Origin of the sequence: Thalassolituus hydrocarboniclasticus, from assembly GCF_025345565.1 — a bacterium.
GTDB classification, from domain to species: Bacteria; Pseudomonadota; Gammaproteobacteria; order Pseudomonadales; family Oceanobacteraceae; genus Venatoribacter; species Venatoribacter hydrocarboniclasticus.
Genome location: NZ_CP054475.1, coordinates 3,717,918 through 3,743,936 on the forward strand (window position 1 = coordinate 3,717,918; position 26,019 = coordinate 3,743,936).

Annotated in this window: 15 protein-coding genes and 1 tRNA gene; 2 read left to right on the forward strand and 14 right to left on the reverse strand. The window is 53.2% G+C overall.

The features are described from left to right. Positions 1 to 12 precede the first annotated feature (12 nt). The 13 genes from HUF19_RS16705 to HUF19_RS16765 form a co-directional block, all read right to left on the reverse strand. The gene (locus HUF19_RS16705) at positions 13 to 1,719 is read right to left on the reverse strand and encodes a DUF262 domain-containing protein (RefSeq protein ID WP_260997649.1); all 1,707 of its coding nucleotides are present in this window, start codon (positions 1,717 to 1,719) and stop codon (positions 13 to 15) included. After that, the gene (locus HUF19_RS16710) at positions 1,716 to 5,273 is read right to left on the reverse strand and encodes a BREX-1 system adenine-specific DNA-methyltransferase PglX (RefSeq protein WP_260997650.1); all 3,558 of its coding nucleotides are present in this window, start codon (positions 5,271 to 5,273) and stop codon (positions 1,716 to 1,718) included. The genes HUF19_RS16705 and HUF19_RS16710 overlap by 4 nt, the downstream gene beginning before the upstream one ends. 14 nt (positions 5,274 to 5,287) lie before the next feature. Further along, positions 5,288 to 8,758 carry a BREX system P-loop protein BrxC gene (gene brxC / locus HUF19_RS16715; protein WP_260997651.1) on the reverse strand — a complete coding sequence of 1,157 codons (3,471 nt, stop codon included), beginning with the start codon at positions 8,756 to 8,758 and terminating at the stop codon, positions 5,288 to 5,290. Between the two features lie 30 nt (positions 8,759 to 8,788). Next, positions 8,789 to 9,334, reverse strand: coding sequence for a hypothetical protein (locus tag HUF19_RS16720; RefSeq protein WP_260997652.1), 546 nt, complete (start codon positions 9,332 to 9,334; stop codon positions 8,789 to 8,791). Next, positions 9,327 to 10,106, reverse strand: a complete 780-nt coding sequence (locus tag HUF19_RS16725; RefSeq protein ID WP_260997653.1) for a hypothetical protein — start codon at positions 10,104 to 10,106, stop codon at positions 9,327 to 9,329. The genes HUF19_RS16720 and HUF19_RS16725 overlap by 8 nt, the downstream gene beginning before the upstream one ends. Next, a complete protein-coding gene (locus HUF19_RS16730; protein WP_260997654.1) occupies positions 10,103 to 10,999 on the reverse strand; it encodes a helix-turn-helix transcriptional regulator in 897 nt (298 codons plus the stop codon). The genes HUF19_RS16725 and HUF19_RS16730 overlap by 4 nt, the downstream gene beginning before the upstream one ends. A 92-nt stretch (positions 11,000 to 11,091) precedes the next feature. Continuing rightward, entirely contained in the window at positions 11,092 to 12,003 is a 912-nt protein-coding gene (locus HUF19_RS16735; RefSeq protein ID WP_260997655.1) for a hypothetical protein, read from the reverse strand. Positions 12,004 to 12,206: 203 nt separating this feature from the next. Further along, positions 12,207 to 12,283 (reverse strand) — tRNA-Arg (locus HUF19_RS16740). A 149-nt stretch (positions 12,284 to 12,432) separates the two neighbouring features. Continuing rightward, positions 12,433 to 14,520, reverse strand: coding sequence for a D-(-)-3-hydroxybutyrate oligomer hydrolase (locus HUF19_RS16745; RefSeq protein WP_260997656.1), 2,088 nt, complete (start codon positions 14,518 to 14,520; stop codon positions 12,433 to 12,435). Positions 14,521 to 14,600: 80 nt separating this feature from the next. Further along, positions 14,601 to 15,383: an SDR family oxidoreductase gene (locus tag HUF19_RS16750; RefSeq protein WP_260997657.1), complete on the reverse strand. Its 783-nt coding sequence runs from the start codon at positions 15,381 to 15,383 to the stop codon at positions 14,601 to 14,603. A gap of 24 nt (positions 15,384 to 15,407) precedes the next feature. Continuing rightward, positions 15,408 to 17,000: an acyl CoA:acetate/3-ketoacid CoA transferase gene (locus HUF19_RS16755; RefSeq protein ID WP_260997658.1), complete on the reverse strand. Its 1,593-nt coding sequence runs from the start codon at positions 16,998 to 17,000 to the stop codon at positions 15,408 to 15,410. A 180-nt stretch (positions 17,001 to 17,180) separates the two neighbouring features. Beyond that, positions 17,181 to 18,872: an extracellular catalytic domain type 1 short-chain-length polyhydroxyalkanoate depolymerase gene (locus HUF19_RS16760; protein ID WP_260997659.1), complete on the reverse strand. Its 1,692-nt coding sequence runs from the start codon at positions 18,870 to 18,872 to the stop codon at positions 17,181 to 17,183. Positions 18,873 to 19,122: 250 nt separating this feature from the next. Beyond that, positions 19,123 to 20,217: a DcaP family trimeric outer membrane transporter gene (locus HUF19_RS16765; protein ID WP_260997660.1), complete on the reverse strand. Its 1,095-nt coding sequence runs from the start codon at positions 20,215 to 20,217 to the stop codon at positions 19,123 to 19,125. Positions 20,218 to 20,527: 310 nt separating this feature from the next. On the opposite strand from HUF19_RS16765, the gene HUF19_RS16770 reads away from it, so the two are divergent. Next, positions 20,528 to 21,139 carry a response regulator transcription factor gene (locus HUF19_RS16770; RefSeq protein ID WP_260997661.1) on the forward strand — a complete coding sequence of 204 codons (612 nt, stop codon included), beginning with the start codon at positions 20,528 to 20,530 and terminating at the stop codon, positions 21,137 to 21,139. A 60-nt stretch (positions 21,140 to 21,199) separates the two neighbouring features. Here HUF19_RS16770 and HUF19_RS16775 read toward each other — a convergent pair whose 3' ends face one another. Then, a complete protein-coding gene (locus HUF19_RS16775; RefSeq protein ID WP_260997662.1) occupies positions 21,200 to 24,682 on the reverse strand; it encodes a hybrid sensor histidine kinase/response regulator in 3,483 nt (1,160 codons plus the stop codon). A gap of 285 nt (positions 24,683 to 24,967) precedes the next feature. Between HUF19_RS16775 and HUF19_RS16780 the strand changes: the two genes are divergently transcribed. Further along, positions 24,968 to 26,017, forward strand: a complete 1,050-nt coding sequence (locus tag HUF19_RS16780; protein ID WP_145467921.1) for a TRAP transporter substrate-binding protein — start codon at positions 24,968 to 24,970, stop codon at positions 26,015 to 26,017. Positions 26,018 to 26,019: the final 2 nt, after the last annotated feature.

Sequence of the window (26,019 nt, forward strand, 5' to 3'; positions counted from 1 at the left end):
TCTGCAGCTTGCCTAAAGGCATACTGCAGACATAGGTTTAAGTTTCCACCCAGCTTCTAATACCTCAAGCAGATTGTTCTGACGTGTGTTGACCACGTCCGGAGTCCACTCCTGTGTATTCAACACCTGAGTTGTCATCACGTAAGATGAAACGCCTTGGCGCCCACCGAAGTAAGCAGTTTTCTTCTTGGTGAAGTCAAAGTTACTGGCCGCCGAATTGCGCTGCTGGGTCAAGGGCACAAGGTTGGCAATTTTGTGTACCCATTGCTGTCTGACGTCAGCATCCTGCCAGTTTTCTTCCCACTCACTACCGGCTTCAACCGTTTGCGGCAGTACGTGCTCGATGGTCAGCACTTTAGCGTCATAGCTAGCTGCGCCATCTGACAAGAAAGAATCCAATCGCAGGATAAGATAATTTCGTCGACGTGCCGTCAGATAGTAAATATCCGAATTGAGCACATCCCGCATTTCACTTTTTTCGTTTTCCGTTAGCTCAATCGTCTTAATCGGGTTTTCCAGTGAATGCGTCCCCATGAGCTCTTCGAGAACAACAGCATAACGAACGATACGCTGGTTTACGTTTTTAGCGCAGACGTGCATGTAAGCTGCCAGTCGCTCCAGCTGTTGAAAGAACCAAAGTACATACGCCGGGGAATCCTTATGGGTAGACAAAAACTGGATTGCACAGGGCATCCAGTCAGAGTTGTCGATGCGATTCAACCACTTCAACAGAGCGTTTACATCAGCTGCGTTCGTTGTCGAGATGTACTCACTCTTTTTGGCAATCAGGTAAGCCATGGCATATGGCTCAATGACCTTCGAAATCAGTTGTTCAGAGCTGGTCGATTTCTTTACCACATGCTCCTCAAATTCTTCCAGCAGAGTGCGCTGAGCCTTTGCCCGCGCGTAGATCATGCGGATATGATTGAAAAGCTCAGCGAAACCCGCTCGCCCAGTTTTGACCTCAAGCTCTTCCCATGTATTGGTAAAGTCTTCTTGCTTTGCCGCAGCGATATTACCGATCACATCGGACTTAATAATATCGGTCGGCAACAAATCCAATCCCCGGCTATTCAGCACGGAAAACACCCGGAACGCGGATTTTTTGCTGGCCGTGGACACCACAACCAGAAAACAGCGCTGGATCAGCGAAGCACCAAACCGGATAAGACCAGCTGTATCGTTGGCAAAAGCCGATACAAGCCTGTCCCTCAGCAGTCTGGCATTGCGCTGGATGTTTTGTTGTGGCTCTTCCAGCTGGGCAGACTCCAGGGCAAACAGCTCGTTGAATTTGAACGCTTGGACATAATCGGCAAAAAACTGCCTGTCACGCTCGCGCAAGCTCAGCCTGGGTTTGGCTCGGATACCTTGCGAAAGCCTGCCAGGCTCACGGATATAACCTTCGAAATCAGAACGCACCTCACCCTCAAGCAAACTGGTGATCACCGATAACAAGATCGTCAGCGTGGTCAGTCGCTGCTGCCCGTCGATCACCTCGGATGCTGGCTTGCCTTCTGCCTTGATCAGCACAATGCTGCCAAGAAAATACGAGTCATCCTCCGGCTCCGCCAAATAGAAACTGTAGAGATCGTCGAATAGCTCCAAGGCCTGGTCATCAGTCCATGCATACGGTCTTTGATAAGCCGGAATAACAAAGTCGAAGTCAGAACTGAAGATTTTCGCCAGCGGGTACTCTGCTCCCGCTATCTTGTTACTCATGCTTTGCTCTCCCTTGCTTTACGCTTTTCTTCCAATGCCAGGTGATGATCATTGATCCGCGCGCCTTCGCCCTCGCCGTATTCCAGTCCTAATGAATACCAAGGGGCGGATTCGACGTCTTTGCCGCGGTCTTTGGTCCATTTGATGTTGGGTTTCCAGCGCAGGATGCCGGCGCCTTTTTTGCCCAGGTCTTTGGCCCGCAGGAAGGGGCGGATGTTGAGGCGTACGCCGTCGTTGAGGTCGGGGTTCCAGCCGATGGGTTGTTCCGCCAGGGGTTTCCAGCGCACGAAGATATCGTAGGGCTTTTCGCCTTCGAGGATCTTTTCCAGCTCGGTTTTCAGGGTTTCTGCCGCAGCGAGACGGATATCGGCACCGTCTTCGCCGTTGGCCACACCCGCTTGCTGGGTGCGGATCCAGTCGCCCAGGTAGGTGTAGATCAGGCGCTCAAGGCCGGCCTTGTCAAGCTGGTGGTAGTTCACCAGGGCGCTGAAGCCGTCTTTCAGGCCATCCCACACATGCCAGATAAAGGGGCGGTTCTGGAACAGCTTGCAGTGCTGCTCAAAGAACTTGTCGCGCAGCCAGAGGCTCAGGGATTTGCTGCCGACGGCATCGAGCAAGCGGTTTTTCAGCGGGGTGGTCCAGGCATCGCCATAGGCGGCTTGCAGCAGGGCTTCCAGGCGCTGGTCGGCGGCTTTTTCACCGCGCACCGGTGGCAGGCAGACAATGCCGTCGTCGTCGACAAAACCAGACAGTGCCTGGCAACGCTCGACCCATTCGCGCTGTTCGGCGGCCAGCTCCATCTCCGGGTCCAGCTCTGCCGGCCAGCGGTAGCCGAGCAGGCGGGCGACGGCGACTTGCAGCACGCTGTCATCGACGCGCACTTCGCCGTGGGCGGTCCATTTGCGGTCTTCGTCCCAGATCACCGAGCCACAGGGATGGCCGTGGTAGATCCACTGGGTGGGGTCGTTGGTGTAGGGCTGGGGCAAGCCGTTGGGGTATTGTTCTTCGGCGACTTTGGTCCAGTGTTCTAGGTCGAACGGTACTTTAACCAAAGTGGCATTTGTGACGTTTAGTTTTTGATCAATTTTCCGCACTTCTTCGTTATATGTACTGCTGTAGCAATAACACCAAAGAGCTGAGAGCACGTCCTCATTATTAGGAAGAACAACAGCGATGTTAGAATCAAACTTGTTGCCCACATACAGTGAAGTTGGTAGCACGCTCATTTGACTGATTGCGACGCCCCATCTACCCCACGCGGCATTACCTCTCTGATCTGAGTCATGAAGTCTTTCGCGACGAAACTCAGCCGGAAGCCTAAGGTGACCATTAACGTCATCGTACTCAATGACTTTATCCATGCCACCAAAGTGGAGTGGTTCAACTACAGTGCCTTGTTGAAAAACGAAGATATTTGGTCGTTGATTGAACTCCCAAAATTGACGCTGAAAACGAGGAGAGTCTCCATTGAGGACTCCAGCTAGCCCCTTAGCCTTCGTATTCAGCCTCGTTGCTATGTCGGACGTGTCAAGAATAATGGTCGCATCTGGATTTTGTAGCTGCTTACCTTGCTCCACACTCTTCACTTCATCTGCCAGCAAGCCCACCGCTTTCTCTACAGCAGTGCGCGGTTTGGACACATCCACCCCACGAATCCAGTTGCCCTGCTCGCTAGTTCTCAACAGACCCGCAGACTGGTCAGCGCTATTGCCACTGACAATAGAGACCATAGCAATATTAGTGATGTTGCCAGGTCCGATTTCGAAGGCCTCTGCACCGCCGCCGAGCTTTATGACAAGCCGCCAGTTATCTCTAAGCAGTAGCTTTTCCCTGAATTTACGGTAGCTGGTTAAGAACAGCCAATTCTGTGGCAACACAATACTGGCGTTGCCACCCTGTACACAGAACTCCAGGCAACGATCAAGAAACACCGTGGCCAGGTCGTTTTTGCCTTCCGGGTAATACTCTTCGCAGTAGTCCTTGAGGGTCTCGTGCTGCTTGCCGCGTGCCAGGTAAGGCACGTTGGTGATGACCCAGGTGTATTGGCCAGCCAGCAGCTCGGCGGCCTTGGCCAGGCCCTGGGCGACAATACCGGCTTCCAGGCGATTGGTCAGGGCGGAGATTTCGCCGTCGGCCTGGCCCTGCTGGTTGGCCTGATCTTGAGTGAGCGCTTCGCCCAACAGTTGCTGCAATTCGCTCCACTGGGCGATCTGCGCGGCCTTGCTACGGCGCGGGTTGATCAAACTGCCGAGTACTGGGGCATCCTGAAAGGTCTGGTACATCCAGTCCAGAGCAATGGTCAGGTTCTGCTTGCCAGCCTTGCGGCTGAGCTCTTTCCATTCGTCACGGGCGGCGGCGATGGACAGGCCGCTGCAGGCCAGGTGCAGTTCCGGCAGCGTGCGATAGCCACCGGCATCGGGGTAACGCCAGGCTTCCAGCGCCACGGCAAAGGCCGCCAGCTCGACGCAGCGCTGGTCCAGCTCCAGGCCGTGAAGGTTTTCACTCAGCACCCGGTCGATCGCCTGTTGCGGGGTAAGCTGTTCCAGTTCCATACGCATGGGCACCAGCATCAAAAACGCCGCCACCAGAAAATGGCCGGAACCGCAGCAGGGGTCGAGAGCTTTGAGTTCGCTTAAGTGCTTGGGCCAGGCGTCGAAGTTGCCGGAGGCGGGTTGCCATTGTTGAGTTTGGTCGTCTTGCACAAAGCGCAGGTAACTGAGTGGTACGCCAGGAATGGCGGCTTTGTCGCGCAGCTCTTGCTCGCTGTGCGCGGTTTGCCAGTCGGCTTCCGTCAGCCGCTGCCCGGCCCACCAGGCGCCCAGGCTGTTATCCAGCAGGAAGCTGACCATGTAGGGTTCGGTAAACAGCTGGGTGACGGGCGAGAGTTCGTCGGCGCCGATCTTGACCTCAGACTTGTTGACCTCTTCCTTGCGCTTGCTCTGCCAGAATTGGTAAACCCAGCCCAGGCTGTCCTGAGCCTGGAAGGTTTCCGGGGCCAGGGAGTGCAGCAGGTGTTCCAGCTCGCGCTGGTCTTCCGGGGCAAAATGCAGAGCAAATACGGGTGATTCCACGCGGAAGATCTGCGGCAGCATTTTTGAGGCCAGCACCCCGGCCAGTTCCCAGCCGTTGCGGCAGGCTTGTTCCTGGTCATCGCGGTACACGCCGTCGCGCACCAGCTCGTCGCATTCGTGCAGGGTCAGTGGCACGCCGGCTTCATACATCAGCAGGTGGTTTTGTTCCAGGAAGCGGGCAAACAACATACGGTGCCAGTGTTCGTAGGCAACTTCCGTGCGTAATTGGTGCGTGCTTTGGCTGCCGTTAGCGTTTTTAACATCACCCAGTTGGCGACCGTGGGCGCGCAAACGAGTACGCAGCGTGCGTTCAGCATCGCTTAAGTAATCCGGGGCTTTGGCTTCGCCTATGCCTAAGCGGTTCAGAGCGGTGGCAGCGGCGGCCTCGGCGATGTCGCGGGCTTTAATAACGGTTTTTTCCAGCGCCGCACGCAGGGGTTTTTCCAGCGGTTGGCGATGGTTTGAATGCAGGGTGTTCATCATTACGTCGCTGCTCGTCAAAAGGTTACGGGGCCGTCATTCAGTTTGTTTAAAACCCGGGCTTTAACGTCGTCCAGCCAGGCATTGAGTTCGGTCTCGGTGCTGATGGTGGTGCGCGGCAGGTCTATGCGCTGCACTTTGGGTTGCAGCAGTTGCACCGCTTCCATCCGGGCGCTGTCGAACTTACTGGCCAGCGAGTCGGTGCGGTCGCTCCATTGCGTCAGGCTCACGTCGTTGAGGGCATCGATGATGGTATCGGCATCGCTCAGTTCGGGTTGTGGCAAGGTCAGCAGGTTACGTTTGGCCAGCATCTGCTGGCGTTGCTGGTCGTCCAGACGTTGCCAGTCGGCATTGGCCTGCAGTTGTTGCAGTTGTTGCGCGTGGGTGTCGAGGTAGGCCTGTACATGGTGATTAACGGCATCCCGCAGTTTGCTGACCAGCTGTTGAATTAGCGGCTTGGCCGGGTTCGGATTGCTGAGCAGCGAGCGGTTTTGGCGAATGGCCTCGGCTTCTTTATTGATCTCTGCGTAAAACGCCAGGTCTTTGCTTAATTCCAGCAGCGTTTGCAGCTGATCCCAGTCGTTGCTGCGCACCTGAATGGCCTGGGCTTGTTCCTGCCAGTGTTGTTGGGCATCTAAAAGTGCCTGTTGGTGCTCCACCACGAGCTTGATCTGGGCATTGCCCGACTGACGGGCAATATCATCAAACAGTTGGGTATCGGGTTGTTGCGGATACGGTGCTTCGCCACCGGCACGTTGGGCCAGTTCGCGGGCTTTTTCGATCATCTGGGGCAGGCGGGTGCTTTCTTCACCACTTTGGCATTGAACGCCCAGCCATTTGCCAATAACGCCCCGTACCTTAATCAGATCAACCGGGCTGATGGTGACGTTTTCCGGGTAAAAGGCGACCTGGGTAATTTGTTTGCGTTCCAGGTCTGGCGCTTTAATGGCACGCCCACTGCTGTCTTTGGCGATGATGACGCCGGCTGCCAGCAGTGCATACAGAGCGCCGTCGATGGCATCCTGCGGCCAGCCATAGGGCGCGGCCAGGAAATAATCGCGGATTTCTTTGCCGGTTTTGGATACGCCAATGTAGCGTTTAATTTGTGCGCAAACCGGATGCTTGTCGGCATCGCCGCTGTGGTTGACCGCTTCCAGTGCGTTATGGCCGCCCTCTTTGCGGGCGCGGTCGTACACTTTGCTCCAGCCTGCATGGTCGGCGGCGTCGAACTCGCGGTACAGACGCACCAGGGATGCCCTGGCGGCGGTTTCTACCCGCTCACTGATGCTGTTGCCATCCACATCGGCACCACCGGCTTGCCACACCATGACGCCATCCAGAATTTCTTTCAGCAGCGTTTCAACGTGCTTTTCAGCATCGCGTTTGCGGGTTTCCATGGCCGAGCGGGCGTCTTTGCCGGCGTCGGTATTGGGAATGCCCCGCAGGCTTAAGGTGGTTTCGGCGGCGTGTTGCGCAATTAAGGCGGCGGCCAGTTCCGATTTGTTGCGCGCAGGCACAAAGATGAAGATGGTCGGGTCGCCCGCCGGCCGGCGACGGGCTTCGTTCAGGAAGTCTTTTTCACTGTTACCCCAGCCGTCTTGCAGCCAGGCGTATATTTTTTCGCTGGCATCGCGTGGCAGCTCCGCATCGGTATGAATCAGTATTTGCCGGGCTTCGCTGACGTGGCGACCCTGCGTTAGCCGAACCTGATGAATCTGTTGGCGCAAGGCTTTTTGCAGCAAGTCGATGCGCAGGTTTTCGACCCGTTGCATGTTGCCACGCAGGGTTGCTTCTTCTTGTCGGAAGGTGTCGTACCACTGCGCACTTTCCTGGGTTTGTAAGCGGTATTCCGTACCCGCCTGGGTTTGCATGGCCATAATCAGGCCCTGGCTGGCCAGGTCTTCCAGCAGTTCCGGTACCTGGGTGCGTAGTTGGTCTTTGCCGCTGCCGAGATCATCGATTAACAAATCGGCCAGCATATCGGGCGTGGCACGCACGCCAGCATCGGATACCGGGTCGGTGGGCAGCTTGCCAATCAGCAGAATAAGAGCCAGCAGGCGGCTTTGAATCTGGCTGTTTTCATCACCGGCTTTTAAGCGGCCAATGTTTTCGGAAACTGCTTTGGAAATAATGCCGGTTTGCAGCAGGTTGTTGGCAATCTGGTCGTAAATAAAGTCGGCGGGTACAACATAGCCCAGTTCTTTATCGGCCGTGCTTTGAGTGGCTTCGTGCACGACTTTGAGTTGGTTACGCAGTTGCGAAACCGTACCCGTTGTATCGACGATACGCAGCACGCGCTCCCAGAAACGGCGACGTACGGGCAGCAGAGGATAATCGGCCAGCATGACTTTTTCGTCATCACGATGGTATTCGATGCGGGTGCCGCGTAAGTGACGGGAAATTTCACCCAAATGCGTTTTCAGCAATGAGTCAATTTGCGGCTTGGCCGATTCTTTTTTCTGCAGAATGACTTTGCGGATAACCGATTCCACATCGGTGTCGGACAGCTGCACGGTGGTGGGGAAGCGGCCCATTAAGCGCTGCAGGTTCGGCATTCCGGATAAGGCGTTCTGGCCTGTTGCCACAAACAAAACTTTGTTTTTAAAGCCGGAATGGCCGCTGATGGTTTCTGTTACTTCCTGAATCTGGTGGGCTTTTTCTGCATCCTGGCCGACGTATTGCTGCACCTCGTCAAGGACAATCAAAGTCAGTGGCAACTCGCCATTAACGCTGATGGCATCGATGATGGCATCGACCATTTGTTTATTCGTAACGTCCGTAACGATCGGGTACTGGTCTTTCAGTAACTGGCGCATACCCGGAATATCGGTAGCCAGTGTGCTGTCGGCTTTTAATAACGCCGAAGCGATGCTGGTCGACATATACAGGTCGTCGATCTCTTCTTCCCACTTGTCGCCATCGGCTTCTACGGCGGCTTTAATCTGCTCGAATAATCCTTCCCGCTTCAGCCACATAATAAAGCGGGCCTGGTGGTATTCTTCCGGCAATCCGGCGGATTTGAAGAGGATGTTTAACAGCGCCATGCGCACATTGTTGTTGGCACCAGAACCCAGCGTGCCCGACGCAGCATGCAGCCCGCCATGACGTTTGGCTTCAATGCTCAGTTCTTTGAAGTGGTCACGAATTTCCTGCGGCAAATCGGCAATATCGCGCGCATTGGCACCGTCTGGAAAACTCTGGTTGACCCACAATGCGCGTAACATTTTAGCCAGGTGCGACTTCCCTGAACCAAAGAAACCGGAGATCCATACGCCGGGCTGCTCATGCTGGTCGTTTAAGTTACGCAGATATTGAGACAGGATTTTGTCCATCCCGGCTTCGTATTCACCGTCGCAAACGAAGGTTTCCAGCTCATAGCGCAGGGTTTTCAGAGCCGGTTCTGACAGGTCATCTTTAACCTGGGCGACGCCATTGTTGGCCAAGCGATTTTGGCTGGGTTCCAGCTGGTAAATATCACGATTCAGCATGAGCTAACGTACTCCTTGTAACGTCTTTTTTCAGTTGTCGGCCATGATGGCAATGGCCTGGTAACCCCAGCCATCACGCGCATCGAGCAGACGATAAATGTTGTTTTCATATTCGCCGGGGAACATGACCAACAGCCGCCCCGGCACATGGGCTGACAGCTGTTTTACAAAGTCGGAGACTGAACCAAAGCCAAACAAGGTGGCGCAGCCAACCAGGGCTATCAGGGTGTTGTTATCGGCTTTTTCCGCAATGATGGCGGCCAGTTTCTCGACCGACTGGCTAATGAACCTTTTGTATTTAGGCTGCAGGCTTTCCGGGTCGGCAAAGTATTCTTCACGGTATTTTTGGCTGGCCATCCATTCCGGGAACAAGTGTGTCATATCCAATTCCAGCCAGGGATGGCCACAGCTTTCGGTCGCCAGCTTGAACTCTTCCAGGCGAGCGCGCAGGCGTAACTCATCTTCGCGGTGGTAAACCGCAAACATTACCCGCTGTTCATCGGCCAGGTTATGCACCCACGGAATGCTGATCTGGCGGTTGTAGCTTTGGATCAGACGATTAATGCGGTTACTCATGGCGCCATACCTCCTCTTCCCGGGTCAGAAAATTGGGGAAGGTTACTTCCATAACGTCACTGGAATGTTTGAAGTTGATCAGTCCAATCTGGCTGGCGATGCGCGCCAGATCTTGCAGGCGATCGGGTGTGCACTCGAGCATACGAGCCCATTCGCTGGTAAATAAGCGGTTGCCGGTTGCGCCTTGTAGGTACCCCAGAAACAAGGCAAAGGCGACATTGACCGGCCGCACGTTAGGCTGTGAGCGTACTTTTTTTACGCGGCCTTGCAGGTAACCGGCGCTGGTCCAGGTTCCGTTTACGTTCTGCGCGATGGAGCGCAGTGTGGCATCGCTGTACCGATCGTGGCAGCGTTCCTTAAACAGCTCTTCCATTTCCACTCTGGGCAGCACCTGTCCAGGTTCGAGCGCCAGGATTTTTTCTTTGGAGATGCGCAGCAGAGGATCGCGGGTAAGGCCGATCTGGCAGGCCAGCAGCAATCGTGCTTCGGGGTCGCTATCCCATAACTGTCTGAATACCCGGAACAATGGAATGCTGCTGTCCATGCCATACAGGTCGCACAAATGCCGCCAGGTAAGCTGACGGGACTTTTCTGTGGGTTTGTGCAGCACATTAAACTGCACAATTTCCTGTTGGTACTGGGCCGGACTGGCGGATGCAGGCAATACGGCGAATAACTCCGTAATTTCACTGAGCATCATGGTGCGGCTTGCATGAGCCCCATTGCGGCCATATTTGAAGCCAAATTGCTGCAGTGCTGTTTGTGACGTCATGTGTTGTTATCCATAGAAAAACCGGGCGCGATGCGCAGGCAGTTTATGCCTTCAAGGGCTGATCGGTTATGCAGGTGCAGTTGGTATTCCACTGGCGACAGCCCGCCTGCTCGAGAGCAATCAACCCCCCAGCGTCGTAACAGGTAACCAGCGGTTGCGGCACGCACCTGAATGTTAAGAGTGGCACCAGGCTGCAGGCCGTAGTCCAGCTCGATGGCTCTTTTAAAAGCAGCTTTGGGGTGAGGCACCAGCTCCAGTGTGATGTGCTGGTTCCAGTCATCATCGTTATGCGCCTGCTCATGCTCTTGCTCAGCGCCAGCTAAAGGAGCTGCGGCCAGAAAGCGCGTAAGGACAAAGTCACGGAATTGCTGGTGTTGCCGGCAAAAAGCCCGCACGTGCCAACGCAAACCGGTGTTAATAAGAGCATGCGGGACAATGGCGCGTTGTTGATCACCACTGCTTGCCGAGACATAGGTGACCTGCAAAGCCTGATGGTTGCAGATGGCGCGCGACAAGGTGGCAAGAATGTCCAGATCAGGTTCGTTCAGATTGGCGGAAGACTCGATGCGGATGCTTTGCTGAAAGGCATCAAACCCGCGTGCCTGGCCTTGTGACAGCACCTGCAGGGTGTGTTCGTGGTCGTAAGTGAATAAGGGTTTGAAGCCAGGGGCGCGGCAATAGCTTTTGTTGCTGCTGTTGTATTCCAGGTTGCCCGGCGCTAACTCACGGTAAAGAGTCAGATCCCGGGTGGCATTCGATAACGCAATATCAAACCGATCGGCCAGATCCTGCCGGGACAAGTAACCACGGAACCGGGCCAGGAAATCGATCTGCCATAGCCGCTCGCGCTGACCTGTTGAGGCGAGGCTTTCAATCTGTGCGTTGGATGTCATCCCTGAGGATATTCCTTAGATGATCATAATTATGATGATGGTAACTGTTTTGATGAGGGTCTTCCAGATTCCCCATTAACATTTGTGTCAAATTATAAGGGGATGCGGTTGCGGATACGGAATTCTTCCGTGAAGGTTTTGATGAAGCTGGGAACATGGATGGACTGTGCTCCGAAGCGCATGTGCCCATCATCCTGAATCGGGTACTGAGCATACCGGCCGTTTTTGCTTTTTACCGAGGAGGCCACAATTTCTGTGGCTTCCTTTGCAAAAACAGCAGGATCCACCAATAAACGACCATGGTCGTCAGTTCTGATTTCCAGCAGCTCAATCAACTTCTCAGCGGCCTTTTGAATAAGGAAGGTGTTGGCCCCGAAGGAAATGCGCCCGCCAGTAAAAGGCGAGTAGGTGACTCTATTATGATGCTTTGGGGCTCGAACTGGTTTTCCGCTTTGATGGGTGTACCAGTAAGCAGAGTTGATGATCAACTCCTGGCATACCCTTAACGGCACAACACCGCGCACGGTGAACTTGACGGTGGCGGCGTTCTTCAACTCTTTGGCGGTATTGTAGTCTTCGTTTCCCTTGCCAAGGCGGCCAGGCTGCATGGTAGCAATGACCTTAGGGTTCAAATAATCAATGCCATGAACCGTTTTCTGGTGCTGAAAGAGCTGATTGGATTCAATTTCTGAATGACAGGCTGAGCAGGTGTAGAGGGTATTCTTGTCCGGCACGGGGCTATACCAGCGTTGAATAACCATGTTTAACTGCGCTTTCTTAACCCCAGTACCAATCCAAAAGCCATCGGAGTGATCATTTCGTATGTGCTGCACGTACTTGGATTTCTTGAAGGGCGCAGAACAAGAGATGCAGCAGATTTGTTTTGCGCGGGAATGCTCTTTGAGTAAGTGCTTTTCCAGTCTTCTCACTGTTATTTCTTCAAAGCAAACCGGACACAACGTCATCCTTGGGGCTGTCAGTTCGTATTGTGCTTTTTTGTCCATGTTCGCTCTCCTTGCCATATTGATGACCATATCGGCAAAGGGCCAGGAGGTAAAGCAATGCTAGGAGTGGGGCCAGGAGGAGCAACAATCAAAAGCAGATGATCAAAAAACAACCAAAATCCAAGATGGTCTCAGACTGGTCTCAATCTGGTCTCAAAGCTGAGTTGGTTAGTAGCTACTAGCGCGGAAAGTCTTGCTGGAAATGGCCCGCCCGAGAGGATTCGAACCTCTGACCTCTGCCTCCGGAGGGCAGCGCTCTATCCAGCTGAGCTACGGGCGGTTTACGTATGAGCAACTTTAGGCTCAGGTCGTAAGTGCCCGCATTGTATACGTTTTTTTCGGGCGGCTCCATAGGTGGAGCTGGCGCGGCAAAACAAGCGGCAGAGCGGCGGTTGTCAGCGCTCTGCCGCGGTCATTACAGCGCCTTCATTACAGCACCGGGTTACCGCAGCCAGCCGGGATGGTGAGGGTCTTGCCAGTCAGCTGAATACGGCAGTCGCTGCTTACGTTGTCTGCAGTCTGCATGGCTGGCAGGTTTTCTGTGGTCAGCAGGTCGGCAGCATCGGCCCGTGGTGTAGTGGCAACCACCTGATTGCCGGGCAGCGGGCTGCCGTTACGCAGGTGGGCATACATCTGGTCGAGTGCCTGGCCAAAGTAATAATGCAGGCCGACGTAGCGGGTTTTGTAGCCCGGAAACAGGCCATTCAGCAGGTCGAGGTGGTGGGCATTGAGCACTTCGACATAGCGCAGATCAGCATTGGCTTTGCTGCCCTGACTCTGGTTAATAGCGAAGTACGGCCGTGATGAATGATTCAGCGGAATAATGGCATCGGCACGCCCATGCACAATGACCGTCGGTACGTTCAGCTTACGCGGGTCAGCGCTTACTTCGGCGATACCGGCCGCTACACGCTGGGCTTTGGTCTGATCAGCAGCGTTAGCTCCTGAAGCCAGATCGCGCAGGCACAGGTGTCCGGCGAGGTTCTGGTCGGCGCTGGCGGCGCGGTCTTCGCTGCCGGTTTTATTGTCGATCAGCACGATACCGCCGGTTGGTGGAATACCGTTGCCTGAGGCAAACAGGTCGGCCAGCTGGGTGGTGGTGGCGGAAGTCGGCGCCAGAGGCCCAAACGCCATTGAAAAGTCACACAGATTATCGCTTACACCAAAACGGCCATAGGCATTGGCGTAGGTAACGGCAATGGATTGCGGCACTTTAATGGTGTTATTGGCGTGCTGGGTAAAATCCTGTTCCGGCACCAGACCGTAATCACGTAACTGCTGCTGTGCAGCGGCTGCCAGTTCGGCATCGTTGGCACCGCTGATCAGACCGGCGCTCTGCAGCGCATGGCAACGGGCAACGCTGCCACTACCCACGGCGGCAGCATCGGCACCCACACTGGCGCAGGGCTGCAGCACACTGAGCAGGCTGGTGTAGTCGTACAGGCTGCGGCCAAGCTGATTCCACTGATAACTGCCCTGCTGCACACTGTAACCGGCAGCCAACGCCTGAGCTGGCTGTACATTAGGTTCCGATACCACCACAGCATCAATCAGGCCGCTGCTGTCGAGTTCTGCGGCACGCAGCGAGGCGCCACCACCGTTGGATACACTGGCGGCAATCACCAGCGTGTTGTTGCGGCGCAATACCTGCAGGTTTTTACCGGCGTCATTTTCACGGCCGAAATTCTCCGGCAGATTCAGCACGTACATCGCGGCCTGAGCAGCCTGCAGCACAAACAATCCCCAGTCTTTTTCCGGGTTGGCACCAGAGTGGGCGTGTTTATAAGCCACACGGGCAGGATAAGTGGCGCTGAAATCATCCAGCCCGGCATCACTGGCGGTAAAGTGCGAGGCCGTACCAGCTGCCGTTGCACTGGCTAAAGTGCCGTCGGCCAGTATCACGGTATCGGAGTCCAGATCGTGCGCGCCGTTACCGGTGCCTTTATCGGTCAGCGCTACCGCGCAGCCGTTATTCAGCCCCCATTCGGCCGAGGTACCGATGGCTCCGTATACCCCGCGTGAACCGGATGAAGCGCCCACCACCAGACAGGCATTATGCGGATCAAAGCTGGCAGGAATCTGCACGGCAACGGTCACGTTACGCTGCACACCGTCGCCACTGTCGGTGAGGAAAACGTATTCTTTACCGGCGATTTTTCCGCCGTGGGCCTGCACTTCTCCCCGATAAATATTAGGGCCGTACAATCGCCCGAAGCCGCCTTCGGTGGTGGTATCGAGCAGCGCGCGGTAATTGCTGTAAATCGCTTTACGGCGCAGCTCTGCGGCCGTCGGATGTTGCGCGTCGGCATAGGCCGGTGCAGCACCCTGTAAACCACTGACGCCAAGGCCGGCGGTCAGCAGATCATCACTGACGCCATCGTATTCCACCGCCGTCAGTGTGCCCTGAATAAAATCCGGGCGGATATTAAATGGGGTGTTATTGTCATCGCCGCCACAGGAGGCCAGCAGAACAGCACCGGTGAGGGTCAGCAGGTGAATGGGGTATCGGGCAAACATAGGCAATCTCCGTTGTGTTTATTGTTTTCCGGATACCCGCCGGGACAGCACCTCCGCCGGGTATAAACGGTACGGCGAAATCAGAGGCGCAAACCGCCATCAACCTCGACAATGCGGCCACTGATATATTCATTTTCCAGCAGGTATTGCAGCGTGTGGGCAATATCATCAGCCTCGCCCATACGCTGCAGCGGAATCTGACGGGTCATTTTTTCCAGCGCTTCCGGTTTCATATGCGCGGTCATATCTGTAGCAATAAAACCCGGTGCAATAGCGCAGACACGCACGTTGTAACGGGCCAGTTCTTTCGCCCATACCACCGTCATCGACGCCAGTCCGGCCTTGGCCGCCGAGTAATTCGATTGCCCCATATTGCCGGCCATGGAAATACTGCAGATATTAACGATGCAGCCGCCCCGCTTCTGGCCAACCATCTGTGTGGCCGCCGCACGGGTGCAGAGAAAAGGCGCGGTCAGATTAACGTCAATAACCGTCTGCCACTGGCTGAGACTAAGGCGTTCCGTTACTTCGCCATCACGTACTTTCAGCAGCAGACCATCACGCAATACGCCGGCGTTGTTCACCAGTGCATCCAGCTGACCAAAGTCGCGAACGATAGCGGAAAAGGTATTTTCCACCTGTTGTTCGTCCGCCACATTGCACGGATACGCCGCACAACAATCCGTGCTGTAACCATGCTCCTGCGCGGCTGCCGCACAATGGGTAAGCGCTTCGTTAAGCTTGTCGGCATTTACGTCCAGCAATGCGACACGGGCACCGCGGGCAACAAGACGGCAGGCCATCGCCAGACCGAGTCCCTGGGCGCCGCCGGTAATAGCAACCACTGCATTGGCAATATTCATGAGCACTCCTTTATCAGGTAATAATTAACTGCGTACTGCTGGCCGCAGCTGCAGACGCATAGGCTGCGAACGGAAAATCGCTGCGGGCATCGGTCGCAGGTCATCAGCAATTAATGGGGTAAATGGCAGAAAGCGCAGTACATCGCGTTCAAGATCAACGCCCGGCGCCAGCTCACATAATTCCAGCCTCGCGGTACCATCGGTTGCACGCTGCAGGCGGAATACGCAGCGCTCGGTGATATACAGCACGCGCTGATTCCGGCTCAGTGCATAAGCACCGTTAAAGGTCAGGTGTTGCACCTGGCTGACAAACTTGCCCAGCCCTTCACTGCGCTGGCAATCAACCTCGCCATGATGAATCTGCGGTTGCACACCACCGGCAAAAAAACTGCCGAGAAAAAATACTTCGCGGGTGTTCTGGCTGATATTAATAAAGCCACCGGCACCCGCCAGGCGTGAACCAAAACGACTGACATTTACGTTGCCGCAGGCATCGGCTTCGGCCAGACCAAGAAACGCCTGATCCAGACCTCCGCCATCGTAAAAATCAAACTGCGCCGGCTGATCAACCACCGCCTCAGCATTGGCCACCGCACCAAAACTTAAACCGCCGGCGGGCAGGCCACCGATACCACCGGGCTCAATGGTGAGTGTCAGCTGGTTTAAAACCTTTTCTTCGCTGGCCACCCGCACCACACTTTCCGGCATACCAATGCCCAGATTCACCACCGCCTGATCACGTAATTCCAGTGCCGCGCGACGGGCAATAATTTTGCGGATACTGAGTTCATCACTGGGCAGATGATCCGACACACGCACGTCACCGCTGTAGGCCGGATTATAAAATTCAGCAAAGGTCTGAAAATGCTGATCGCCACTGGCGAGCACAATGTGATCGACCAGAATACCGGGAATAACCACCTGCGACGGATGCAGCCGGTGCTGCGATGTCAGACGCTCAACCTGCACAATCACTTTGCCACCGCTGTTACGTACGGCCTGTGCCAGCGCCAGACTTTCCAATGGCAGCGCTTCTTTTTCCATGGTGATATTGCCGCGCGCATCGGCAGTAGTACCGCGTAAAAATGCAACGGTGATAGGAAAGCTTTTATAAAACAGAAATTCTTCTTCACCGATGCAGTGCAGCTGCACCAGAGATTCCGGACTATTGGCATTAATACGTCCGCCATCATGACGCGGATCGACAAAGGTATGCAGACCAACCCGGCTCAGCAGGCCAGGTTTTCCGGCAGCGATATCACGGTATAAATGCGAAATAATGCCCTGCGGTAAATTGTAAGCCTCTATCTTCCCTTCCACCGCCAGTTTTCCCAGCGCCGGAACCAGACCCCAATGACCACCAATAACCCGCCGGACCAATCCTTCGTGGGCAAAATGGTTCAGGCCCTTTTCCTTACCATCCCCCTGCCCTGCGGCATAAACCAGTGTCAGCTCCTTAGGAGAGCGCTCCTGCAGAAAACGTTTTTCCAGAGCGATGGCAAGTTTCTCCGGAAAACCGATACCGACAAAACCGGAGGTCGCCAGCGTATCGCCATCCTGCACAAGAGCAGCCGCTTCAGTGGCACTGATAAGTTTCGGAAAATCCTGATAGGACACAATAAAGACTCCGGAAAACTGAAAAATGGCAGAAAAATAACACTCTGCAACATCACTGAATTCTAGTTTCCGGCAATACTGATAAATACCGTACTTTGGTACGACCAGCGAAAATAAATGAAAATAAAACCATAAAAAAGGCCGGACATATTACTGCCCGGCCTTTTTTATTATGAAAAATTAATTACAACGGCCAGCCTGATACACACCACTGCTGCCTGATTTAACCCAGGTGTACACACCGGATACCGCTCCCAGAGAATCATTTCCGCCAGTGCTGTAATACCCCATGCTGTAATACGCACGCCCGGCCTGCTGGTGTGCAAGGTTAGTGCTGTACCAGTCATCGCAGGTATCGAGTTGCGGATCGGGGTCAGATGTACCATTACAGGCTGCCGGTTTTTGTGCATACCAAAGCCCCGCTTCACCTTCGGTCAGGGTAACACTGCCCCAGCTGTCGTAAGCGTAACCAATATCCTGCTGGTCACCATTACTGACAGCCCGCAGACTGAAACTGCCGCCTGCAACCGCACGTCCGGCACTGATATGCGCAGCCGGAGTGGCGCTTATTTCGCTGCAGGTTTCCAGAGGTGCATCAGGGTCAATCACATTAATAATGCGACGTACCGATTTACTGCCCGCGCTGTTTTCTGCACTGTAATCGCAGTGGTATTCGCCAACAACGGCGGTATTTACATTGCAGGTGGCTGTAACGGTTAATGTACCACTGGCATCGCTGCAACCGGCACCGGCATCACTGAATACGGTTCCCAGATTCAGTTGTTGTGGATTATCGCCATAAATAACACATACCGGCTTACCTGTAGTGTCACCGCCACTACCTGTCTGGCGGTTAAAGAAATCCCAGATAATATCCGGATAGCTGGGGCCGACCCGTACCGACCACTTACCGTTATTGCCGTCTTCACCACCAACCCAGTAATGGCCGTGATCGGTATCCTGAGTATTGGGCGTAGCCGCCGGGCCATTCAGAAAAACCGTCTCAACTACCGATGCACTGCCGCTGCTGCCATCCAGCGTGTAGGTATTGTGTACACAGCCATAATTATTCTGGTAATACGGCGAACAGTCCTGGCTATCAGCCAAGGCTGCCGTCGGATTAGTAAAACCACTGGCACCGAATACTTGCAAATGAGCATCACGAATATTACGTCCGGCCTGTGCCAGTACGGTGCAGTCATTTTCATTTTGCAGCACCATCAGAGGAATAACCCGGTTACTGTCTATTTCGTTGCGCATATCCTCAGCCACCCGTGCAACCGAGTGAAAAGTGGCATAACCCGGACACTGGCCACTGAGCGATACCGACGCAGAATCTTCACCATAAGGCAGACCGGCAACCGTTGCTGCGGCAGTCCAGTATTCGTTATGTGCTGTTGCAGCAACAACGGTCATGGCACCACCGGAAGAAAGACCGGTAATAAAACGGCGCTGCGGATCAATGCTGTAATCCGCTTCAACACTTTCTGCAATGCGTTTTAAATCTTCTACCTCACCACCACCCTGATGGCGTTCGTTATCGAACCAGAAACCCCAGCAGTTTTCATTACGCAGGCCGTCGTAACGGGTAATAAAAGGGGTAACCAGAATAAAACCATAACGGTCGGCAGCTGCCGTCAGCCCCCAGTCGTTCAGTACATCATTCTGATTCTGTTTACAGCCATGCAATGCCATTACCATCGGCGCAGCACTGCTCAGGCCATCCGGCTGATACACACTGTACTGACGACTTTTGGAACCACTGTAGCTTTCAGCGGAAAAGGTATAATCGGTTCTGGTTCCGGCTTCAGCCAGCATACTGCCTCCGAGTAACAGGGCGGCGGTATAAAACAAGGTTATTTTTTTAATCATGATTCTGATCCATCGTTATATTTATTGGTGCGCACACAAAGAAAGCTTTGGTGTAACTTCATACTAGGAAGCGATGACAGCAGGCACATCTTACTTTGGTAGGTTTTCCTCCGGTCATATCCGGCGAACAACACAGTAAAAAAAGCCCCTGGCGAATAAGGAAGGAGAGCTGACACAAACAATGCCAGGGGATGCGACGGGCGCGAAAAATCTGAGCCGGGGGAGACAAATCCCCGGCTCAGTAAGAACATCAGAATGCCAGTTTGGCGAACAGATGCAGACGACTGAGTTTGCGGTCTTCAGTCAGGGCATTACCTTCAGCCTTGGCCTTGGTCGCGGAAATAATTTCAGCACCATAGCTTAACGGCTTGTATGGGTTGTAAATCAGGTTGGCATGTACTGAGCTGAAATCACCCATGTCTTTACCGTCAATTTCGCTGCTGGTCTGGGCATAGCGCAGAGTAGAACGCAGGGTATCGGTAAATACATGCTGGTAGGCGACTTTAAAGCCGGTCTGTTCCGACAGTTCAATGCTGTCGCCAGAGAAATCATAGGCTGCTACATCACCAAAGTTCATATAGCCACCAAGGCCCTGACCGGAGATGACGGCAAATTTAACGTTATCTCCTCCCAGGTTAATTCGTCCGGAGAAACGTGCTGCCAGCGCCATCGCAGAATCGTCTTTAACACCGTCATCATCGTTCAGTTGCTGTGCTAATACACCAGCAGACAGATGACCAAAAGAAGTTTTCATGGTGTATTTAGCCACCAGATCCGGCATTACCGGATCTATCGAGTTTTTCGGTTTTTCTGCTGCCAGATCCAGAGTCGCATCACCCATCTGGACGCTGTAACGGATCAGAGGCTGACGGGTAAAAATACGGGCAGCCGGGCCACCAAAATCAGCGGTCTCCGCCAGCGCGCCCAGATCCATAAAGGTGGACCAGGTCTGACCGATGGTCAGGTTATTATGCTGCATATAGGCATGACGCAGGTTAAACACATTCTGGCTCGGGCCAGAATACATATCGCCTTCAATCACTGCTTTCAGATCACCCACCGGAGTGCCGGTGCTTTTTGAGGTGAAATTCAGGCGTGATTCCCAGGCCGACATATACAGATCGCCTTCTTCATCATCGGCTTCATCGGCATTCAGTGTCAGCAGTGCCTGCTCACGCAGGCCACCCGTGGCGTCATTTTCAGAATTAAACAGCATGTCTGCTTTTACGTAGCCGCTGAAGGTATTTTCAGTTTTAACTTCCGCCTGTGCGGCAACCGCACCAAACAGAGCTGCAGTACATACCGCCAGCGCCAGACGGTTGGCCTTATTGTTATTTTGCATCATGTCTTCCTACCCTTTAGATGATGTGAAATTACGGATCACAAACAACCAGTCTGTATCCGCACAGTGCAGGTAATTCCTGCGGAGCACGATTAATATAGGGCGGGGAAAGTAACGGGTATCCCGTAAAATAGTAGGGACTGTTGTGGTTTATGAGCAGAAAATGCCAATCTGCGCCAGACCGTACTTATCATTGAAAATTCGTTACCAAAACAACCTACTTTAGTAGGTAGAGGGGGTGTTAGTGTATTGCCTGCAGGTCAGGACGACGGTTAGAGTCATAGCCGGATAACGATAAAAACAAGGCGGGCCCATGTATCAGATACTTATTGCGGACGATCATCCGCTGTTCCGTACAGCGTTGCGTGGTGCGCTTGCCGAGCTGAAAGAACCCTGCAACATCAGCGAATGTGAGACGTTCGATCAGGTTCAGGAAAACCTGCGCTCAGGCGATACCGATTTGCTGCTACTCGATTTAAAAATGCCCGGCAACAATGGCCTTATGGGCTTAATGCGTATACGCAGTGAGCACCCGCAACTGGCGGTTGCTGTTGTCAGCGCCAGCGAAGATCAGTCTGTTATCGGCAGTATCCGCAGCATGGGGGCGCTGGGCTTTATTCCCAAGGCATCATCACCTGTGGAGATCCGCACGGCGGTTGAGCATATTTTTTCAGGTGGTATCAGCTTTCCCGAATTCAGCCATACCAAATCTGATCTGGCCGAAAAACTGCGCCAGCTCACACCGCAGCAATTACGCGTATTACAGTTTATTGCCGAAGGCGCACTGAACAAACAGATTGCCTATGCGCTGAATATCAAAGAAACCACGGTTAAATCCCATATCAGCGATATTTTCCGCAAGCTGAATATTAATAACCGCACTCAGGCTGCGCTGATTGTGCAGGAGCTGGTGATTCCGGATTAATAATCCATCAAACCATTCTGCCAGAGGGTCAGAGAAAGACCCGGATTTTTCTTCTGGTATTTATTCCCTATACCCCATTATCTGATTTAACACCGCACGCAACGCCATTGCCTTAACCGGTTTTTTCAGCAGCTGATAATCCAGCGCCTGAATGCGTTCTTTTACTTCGTCGGTATAGTCGGCGGTAATTACCAGACAAGGTACCGGCTGCTGCCAGTGTGGTTGCAGTGCGGCCATAGCGTCCAGTCCGGTTTTGCCGAAGTCCAGATGATAATCAACAATCGCCACTGCCGGAGTACGCCCCTGCAGCTTCTGTAACGCTTCTTCGTCGTTAATGGCTGCCACAACCTGATAACCCCAGTCAGAGAGCAGCTCACTCATACCTTCGGTAATCTGCCGCTCATTATCAATACACAGAATCAGCTGATCATTCGATAAACTGACCTGCGCTGCGGCAGGAATTTCCGGCTCAGGCAGCTGCTCAGTAATAGGAATAGCCATTGTGAAGACACTGCCACGGCCAAGTTCAGACTGTGCCTGAATCGGGTGCTGTAACAGTTTGCACATACGCTGCACAATCGACAGACCCAGACCAAGACCCTTACTGCCATTATCTCCCTGACTTTCGACCCGGTGAAACTCTTCAAAAATCATATGCAGGTCATCCGGCGGAATACCACGGCCACTGTCCAGTACCTGCAGGCGCACATGATCACGACTGCGGCGGACGCCGATAAGCACACGGCCACGGTCGGTATAGCGTAATGCGTTGGCCAGCAGGTTCTGCAAAATACGGCGTAACAGTACAGGGTCTGACTCAACCATCAGCTGGCAATCAATAAAACGTAACTCAATACCCTTGCGCTGAAATAACGGCCGGAATTCTTCAACCAGCGAGCGTAATACGGAAGACAGGCGGAATATCTGCACATTGGCACGCACAATATCGGCATCCAGTTTGGATATTTCCAGCAGCTCATTCAGCAGCGATTCGGCAGAGCTGAGTGAGTGTTCCATATTCTGGGCTACCGGCAGAATATCGGTGCTGAGTTCCGGACAGCGGCTTGCGGCTTTCTGTAATTTATTGATGATGGATGCAGAAAATAACGACGCCGAATTCAGCGGCTGTACCAGATCGTGACCGGCGGCTGCCAGAAAGCGGGTTTTATTTCGGTTGGCACGCTGCAGATCGGCATTAAGAGCCGTCAGCTCCTGCGTCCGTTCCTCAACTCTGTCTTCCAGAATTTCGTTAGCCTTACGCAACTCATCTTCAATATTGCGGTATTCGGTAATATCACTGTATACCGTAATATACAGGTTGGTTGAGATCGGGTTACCGATTAATTCAATATAACGGCGATCGGCGGCACGGCGCACATAATGCAGCGACATTCGGTTTTCAATCTCGCTCATGCGCATCTGCACCTGAGCTTCCACATCACCTTCACCATAACCACCGGATCGGGCAATAAAGCGCACCACCATTTCTGCAGAAAGCCCTACGTATAAATAACCCGGGGGGAAATCATAAAGATTGGCGAAGCGCTGATTCCAGGCCACCAGGTTATGATTTTCATCGACGACGGTAATGCCCTGTACCAGACTGTGCAGCACGGAGTTAAGCAGGTCACGGTTAAACAATACAACTTCGCTCACCTCTTCCATCAGGCTGTTAAGGTGGGCGAATTGCGGTGACTTATCGTCCACCAGATTGTGCAACAACAAGTCAGACCCACGCCGGCCAAGCACAGAACTGAGTAAGCGATCGGCCGCTTTCAGCATCGATTCGCTGACCACGCCACGGGTAATCAGCCGCCCGGTTACCGGATTGGAAAAGTCTTTAAACAGGGCATCGATTTTTGCCGGATTAATAAAGCGCTGTAGCAGTGCTTTGAGATCGTCGGTACGGATCGCATAGCGCCGTGGTGCGACATTACGCTGCCCGGAAAAAGGTTCAACAAAGCGTTGCGCCTGCTCGATATCAGAGAAACCCGGCTTGTAATACAGTGAGAAAATAACCAGAGCCAGGGTATTGGCCATCAGGCTCCAGAAAGTGCCATGTACCACCGGATTCATATGGTCAAAGCCAAGCAGTGCCTGCGGACGTAAAAAAGACAAGCCAAACGGCCCATCCATAAAGCCGGCATCAATCCAGCCGGCATTAGCTAATACCGGTAAAAACAAACAGTAAAACCACAGTAAGAAGCCACTGATCAGGCCAGCATAAGCGCCCAGCCGGTTAGCTCCCTGCCACATCAGACCAATCAGAATCGGTGGGGCAAACTGAGCAATAGCGGTAAACGACAGAAGACCGATTTCTGAAAGACTGTGGAACTGCGACAGCATACGGTAATAAACAAAAGCAAAAGCCATAACAATAACAATGGCTATGCGGCGGATATTCAGTACACGTTCTTTAATATCCCGCGAGTCGCCCTGCAGGCGCAGCTTAATTAACAATGGGATAATGATCTCGTTACAGATCATGGTGGCCAGGGTGATAGAAGCAATAATCACCATTGAGGTTCCGGCCGACAAGCCTCCAACATAAGCAAAGGTGGCCAGCTCTGTCTGCCCGAATGCCAGCGGCAGTTGTAAGGTAATAAAGTTAAAAGACTCCAGCACGTCACCATGCATAAATGCAGCGAGAGCCAGCGGCAACAAAAACAGGTTAATCAGCAGCAAATACAGTGGAAACATCCAGCGGGCTGTTTTTAAATCCTGCTCACTGCGGTATTCCACCACCGCTACGTGAAACTGGCGCGGTAAAGCAATAATCGCAATGCCACCGATAAGTGCATGGGTAAGATAAACGCTTGGGTTCTCGTAGGTAGTCAGTACTTTATGCAGCTCTTCATTGGCTAATGCCTGACTGAACAGGTCGCCAAAACCATCATACAAACCATAAACCGCGAAAATACCCACAGCACTCAGGGCAAATAACTTCACCAGCGATTCAAAGGCAATAGCCAGCATCATGCCCTGATGGCTTTCACTCGAGTCCACTGTGCGGGTACCAAACAGAATGCTGAAAACCGCCATAACGGCGGCAATAAACAGTGTCGGATCACTGTACCAGCTGAGCTGAACAGAGGTGGTATCAGTAATAATCTGAAAGCTTCCCGATACAGCCTTAAGCTGCAGGGCAATATAAGGCACGATGCCCAGAATACTGAGTACCGAAATCAGTACTGCCAATCCACGGCTATGACCAAAGCGGGCTGAAATAAAATCTGATATGGTCGTGCTGTTTTCCTGCCGGGCAATCTGAATAATTCGATCAAGAATTTTCCAGCCGACGGTGATTAAAACAATCGCGCCCAGATAGGTTGGTGCCAGCAGCCAACCATGCCGCACGGTCTGCTCAACCGTTCCATAGAAGGCCCAGGTGGTGCAGAATATTGCCAGTGTCAGGCTGTATACATAGGGCTGCCATGAAGACTTCCGGATACGGTCACCCAGAATAGCCAGAACAAACAGAAAACCCACATAAGCCAAAGAAATAAGACCAACCAGCCATATACTGCTCAGGTAATCGATCAAGTGGCACCTCATCTTATTCTTTCAGTCCGCCCCTGCACCATATAACAGGCCCGGCGTTTCGTCACAGCTATAGTGACAATTATGGCTGACTATTTCCGTATTTTTTTGTGCATGGCGATATCTGACTGCCCACCACCTACTTTAGTAGGTATTGCACTTATTTTAATTGTCCCTACCAAAGAAGGATGGAGTGAAAGCCAACCGGTTCATATAGTTTTTTTAATCCTGATCTGTCAGATAACTGACTTTTCAGATTAAAGGAAAATAATAAATCCGGAGTCTGATATGAAAACCATGATCAAGCCATTACTGACGGCTTCCGCTCTTGTACTCTGTGCCGCTGCGGTTCATGCAAAACCTGTATTACTGAAAACACCCATTGCTTTCGGCTCCAACCTGCCGGCCCTTGGAACCCCGATCACCTGGGTATCTGAGCAGTTGCCTCTGGTATCCGGCGGTCAGATTAAAATGAAAATTTACGAGCCGGGAAAACTGGTTGCGCCACTGGAAATTCTGGATGCCGTATCCAGCGGTAAAGTGAACTCCGGTTATTCTATTGCCGGTTACTGGGCAGGAAAAATGCCGGCTGCTGCAATCTTTTCTACCATTCCGTTCGGCCCTGAAGCGCCGGAGTTTGCCGCGTGGATGTATTACGGCAATGGCCTGAAACTGTACCAGAAAATGTACGATGATGGCGGCTACAACGTACACGTTGAGCCCTGCGCCCTGATCAGTCCGGAAACATCCGGCTGGTTTAAAAAACCGGTAAACAGCGTCGATGATCTTAAAGGCCTGAATATGCGTTTCTACGGCCTTGGCGGCGAAGTGATGCAGAAACTGGGAGTCTCCACCTCGCTGATTCCGGGTGGTGAAATTTTTGGTGCTCTGGAAAAAGGCGCAATTGATGCCACCGAATTCTCACAGCCAGCCATCGACGAAAAACTGGGCTTCTATAAAGTGGCCAAATATAACTACTTCCCTGGCTGGCATCAGCAGGCCACGGTATTCGAACTGTTGATCAACAAAGATACCTGGAACGGCATGAGCGACAGCCAGCGCGCACAGATTTCCACAACCTGTAAGGCATCTGTAACCAACTCCGTGGCGGAATCTGAGTACATTCAGTTTGAAGCCATGAAGAAAAATGCCGAAGTCCGTGGTGTAGAAATCCGTACCTGGCCAAAGGAAATGATGGATCAGTTCCGTTCAGCATGGGAAGAGGTGGTTCAGGAACAGCGTAAGGACCCGACCTTTGCCGTGGTTTATGACGATCTGAAAAACTTCCGCGACAACTACAAACTCTGGTCAAGCCGCGCCTTTATCAACCGCGACTGAAT

What these genes read in the sequence shown, in the direction of transcription:
- HUF19_RS16705 (WP_260997649.1), bottom strand. Translation starts at nt 1,719, where the DNA reads ATGAGTAACAAGATAGCGGGAGCAGAGTACCCGCTGGCGAAAATCTTC.
- HUF19_RS16710 (WP_260997650.1), bottom strand. Translation starts at nt 5,273, where the DNA reads ATGATGAACACCCTGCATTCAAACCATCGCCAACCGCTGGAAAAACCC.
- brxC (WP_260997651.1), bottom strand. Translation starts at nt 8,758, where the DNA reads ATGCTGAATCGTGATATTTACCAGCTGGAACCCAGCCAAAATCGCTTG.
- HUF19_RS16720 (WP_260997652.1), bottom strand. Translation starts at nt 9,334, where the DNA reads ATGAGTAACCGCATTAATCGTCTGATCCAAAGCTACAACCGCCAGATC.
- HUF19_RS16725 (WP_260997653.1), bottom strand. Translation starts at nt 10,106, where the DNA reads ATGACGTCACAAACAGCACTGCAGCAATTTGGCTTCAAATATGGCCGC.
- HUF19_RS16730 (WP_260997654.1), bottom strand. Translation starts at nt 10,999, where the DNA reads ATGACATCCAACGCACAGATTGAAAGCCTCGCCTCAACAGGTCAGCGC.
- HUF19_RS16735 (WP_260997655.1), bottom strand. Translation starts at nt 12,003, where the DNA reads ATGGACAAAAAAGCACAATACGAACTGACAGCCCCAAGGATGACGTTG.
- HUF19_RS16745 (WP_260997656.1), bottom strand. Translation starts at nt 14,520, where the DNA reads ATGTTTGCCCGATACCCCATTCACCTGCTGACCCTCACCGGTGCTGTT.
- HUF19_RS16750 (WP_260997657.1), bottom strand. Translation starts at nt 15,383, where the DNA reads ATGAATATTGCCAATGCAGTGGTTGCTATTACCGGCGGCGCCCAGGGA.
- HUF19_RS16760 (WP_260997659.1), bottom strand. Translation starts at nt 18,872, where the DNA reads ATGATTAAAAAAATAACCTTGTTTTATACCGCCGCCCTGTTACTCGGA.
- HUF19_RS16765 (WP_260997660.1), bottom strand. Translation starts at nt 20,217, where the DNA reads ATGATGCAAAATAACAATAAGGCCAACCGTCTGGCGCTGGCGGTATGT.
- HUF19_RS16770 (WP_260997661.1), top strand. Translation starts at nt 20,528, where the DNA reads ATGTATCAGATACTTATTGCGGACGATCATCCGCTGTTCCGTACAGCG.
- HUF19_RS16780 (WP_145467921.1), top strand. Translation starts at nt 24,968, where the DNA reads ATGAAAACCATGATCAAGCCATTACTGACGGCTTCCGCTCTTGTACTC.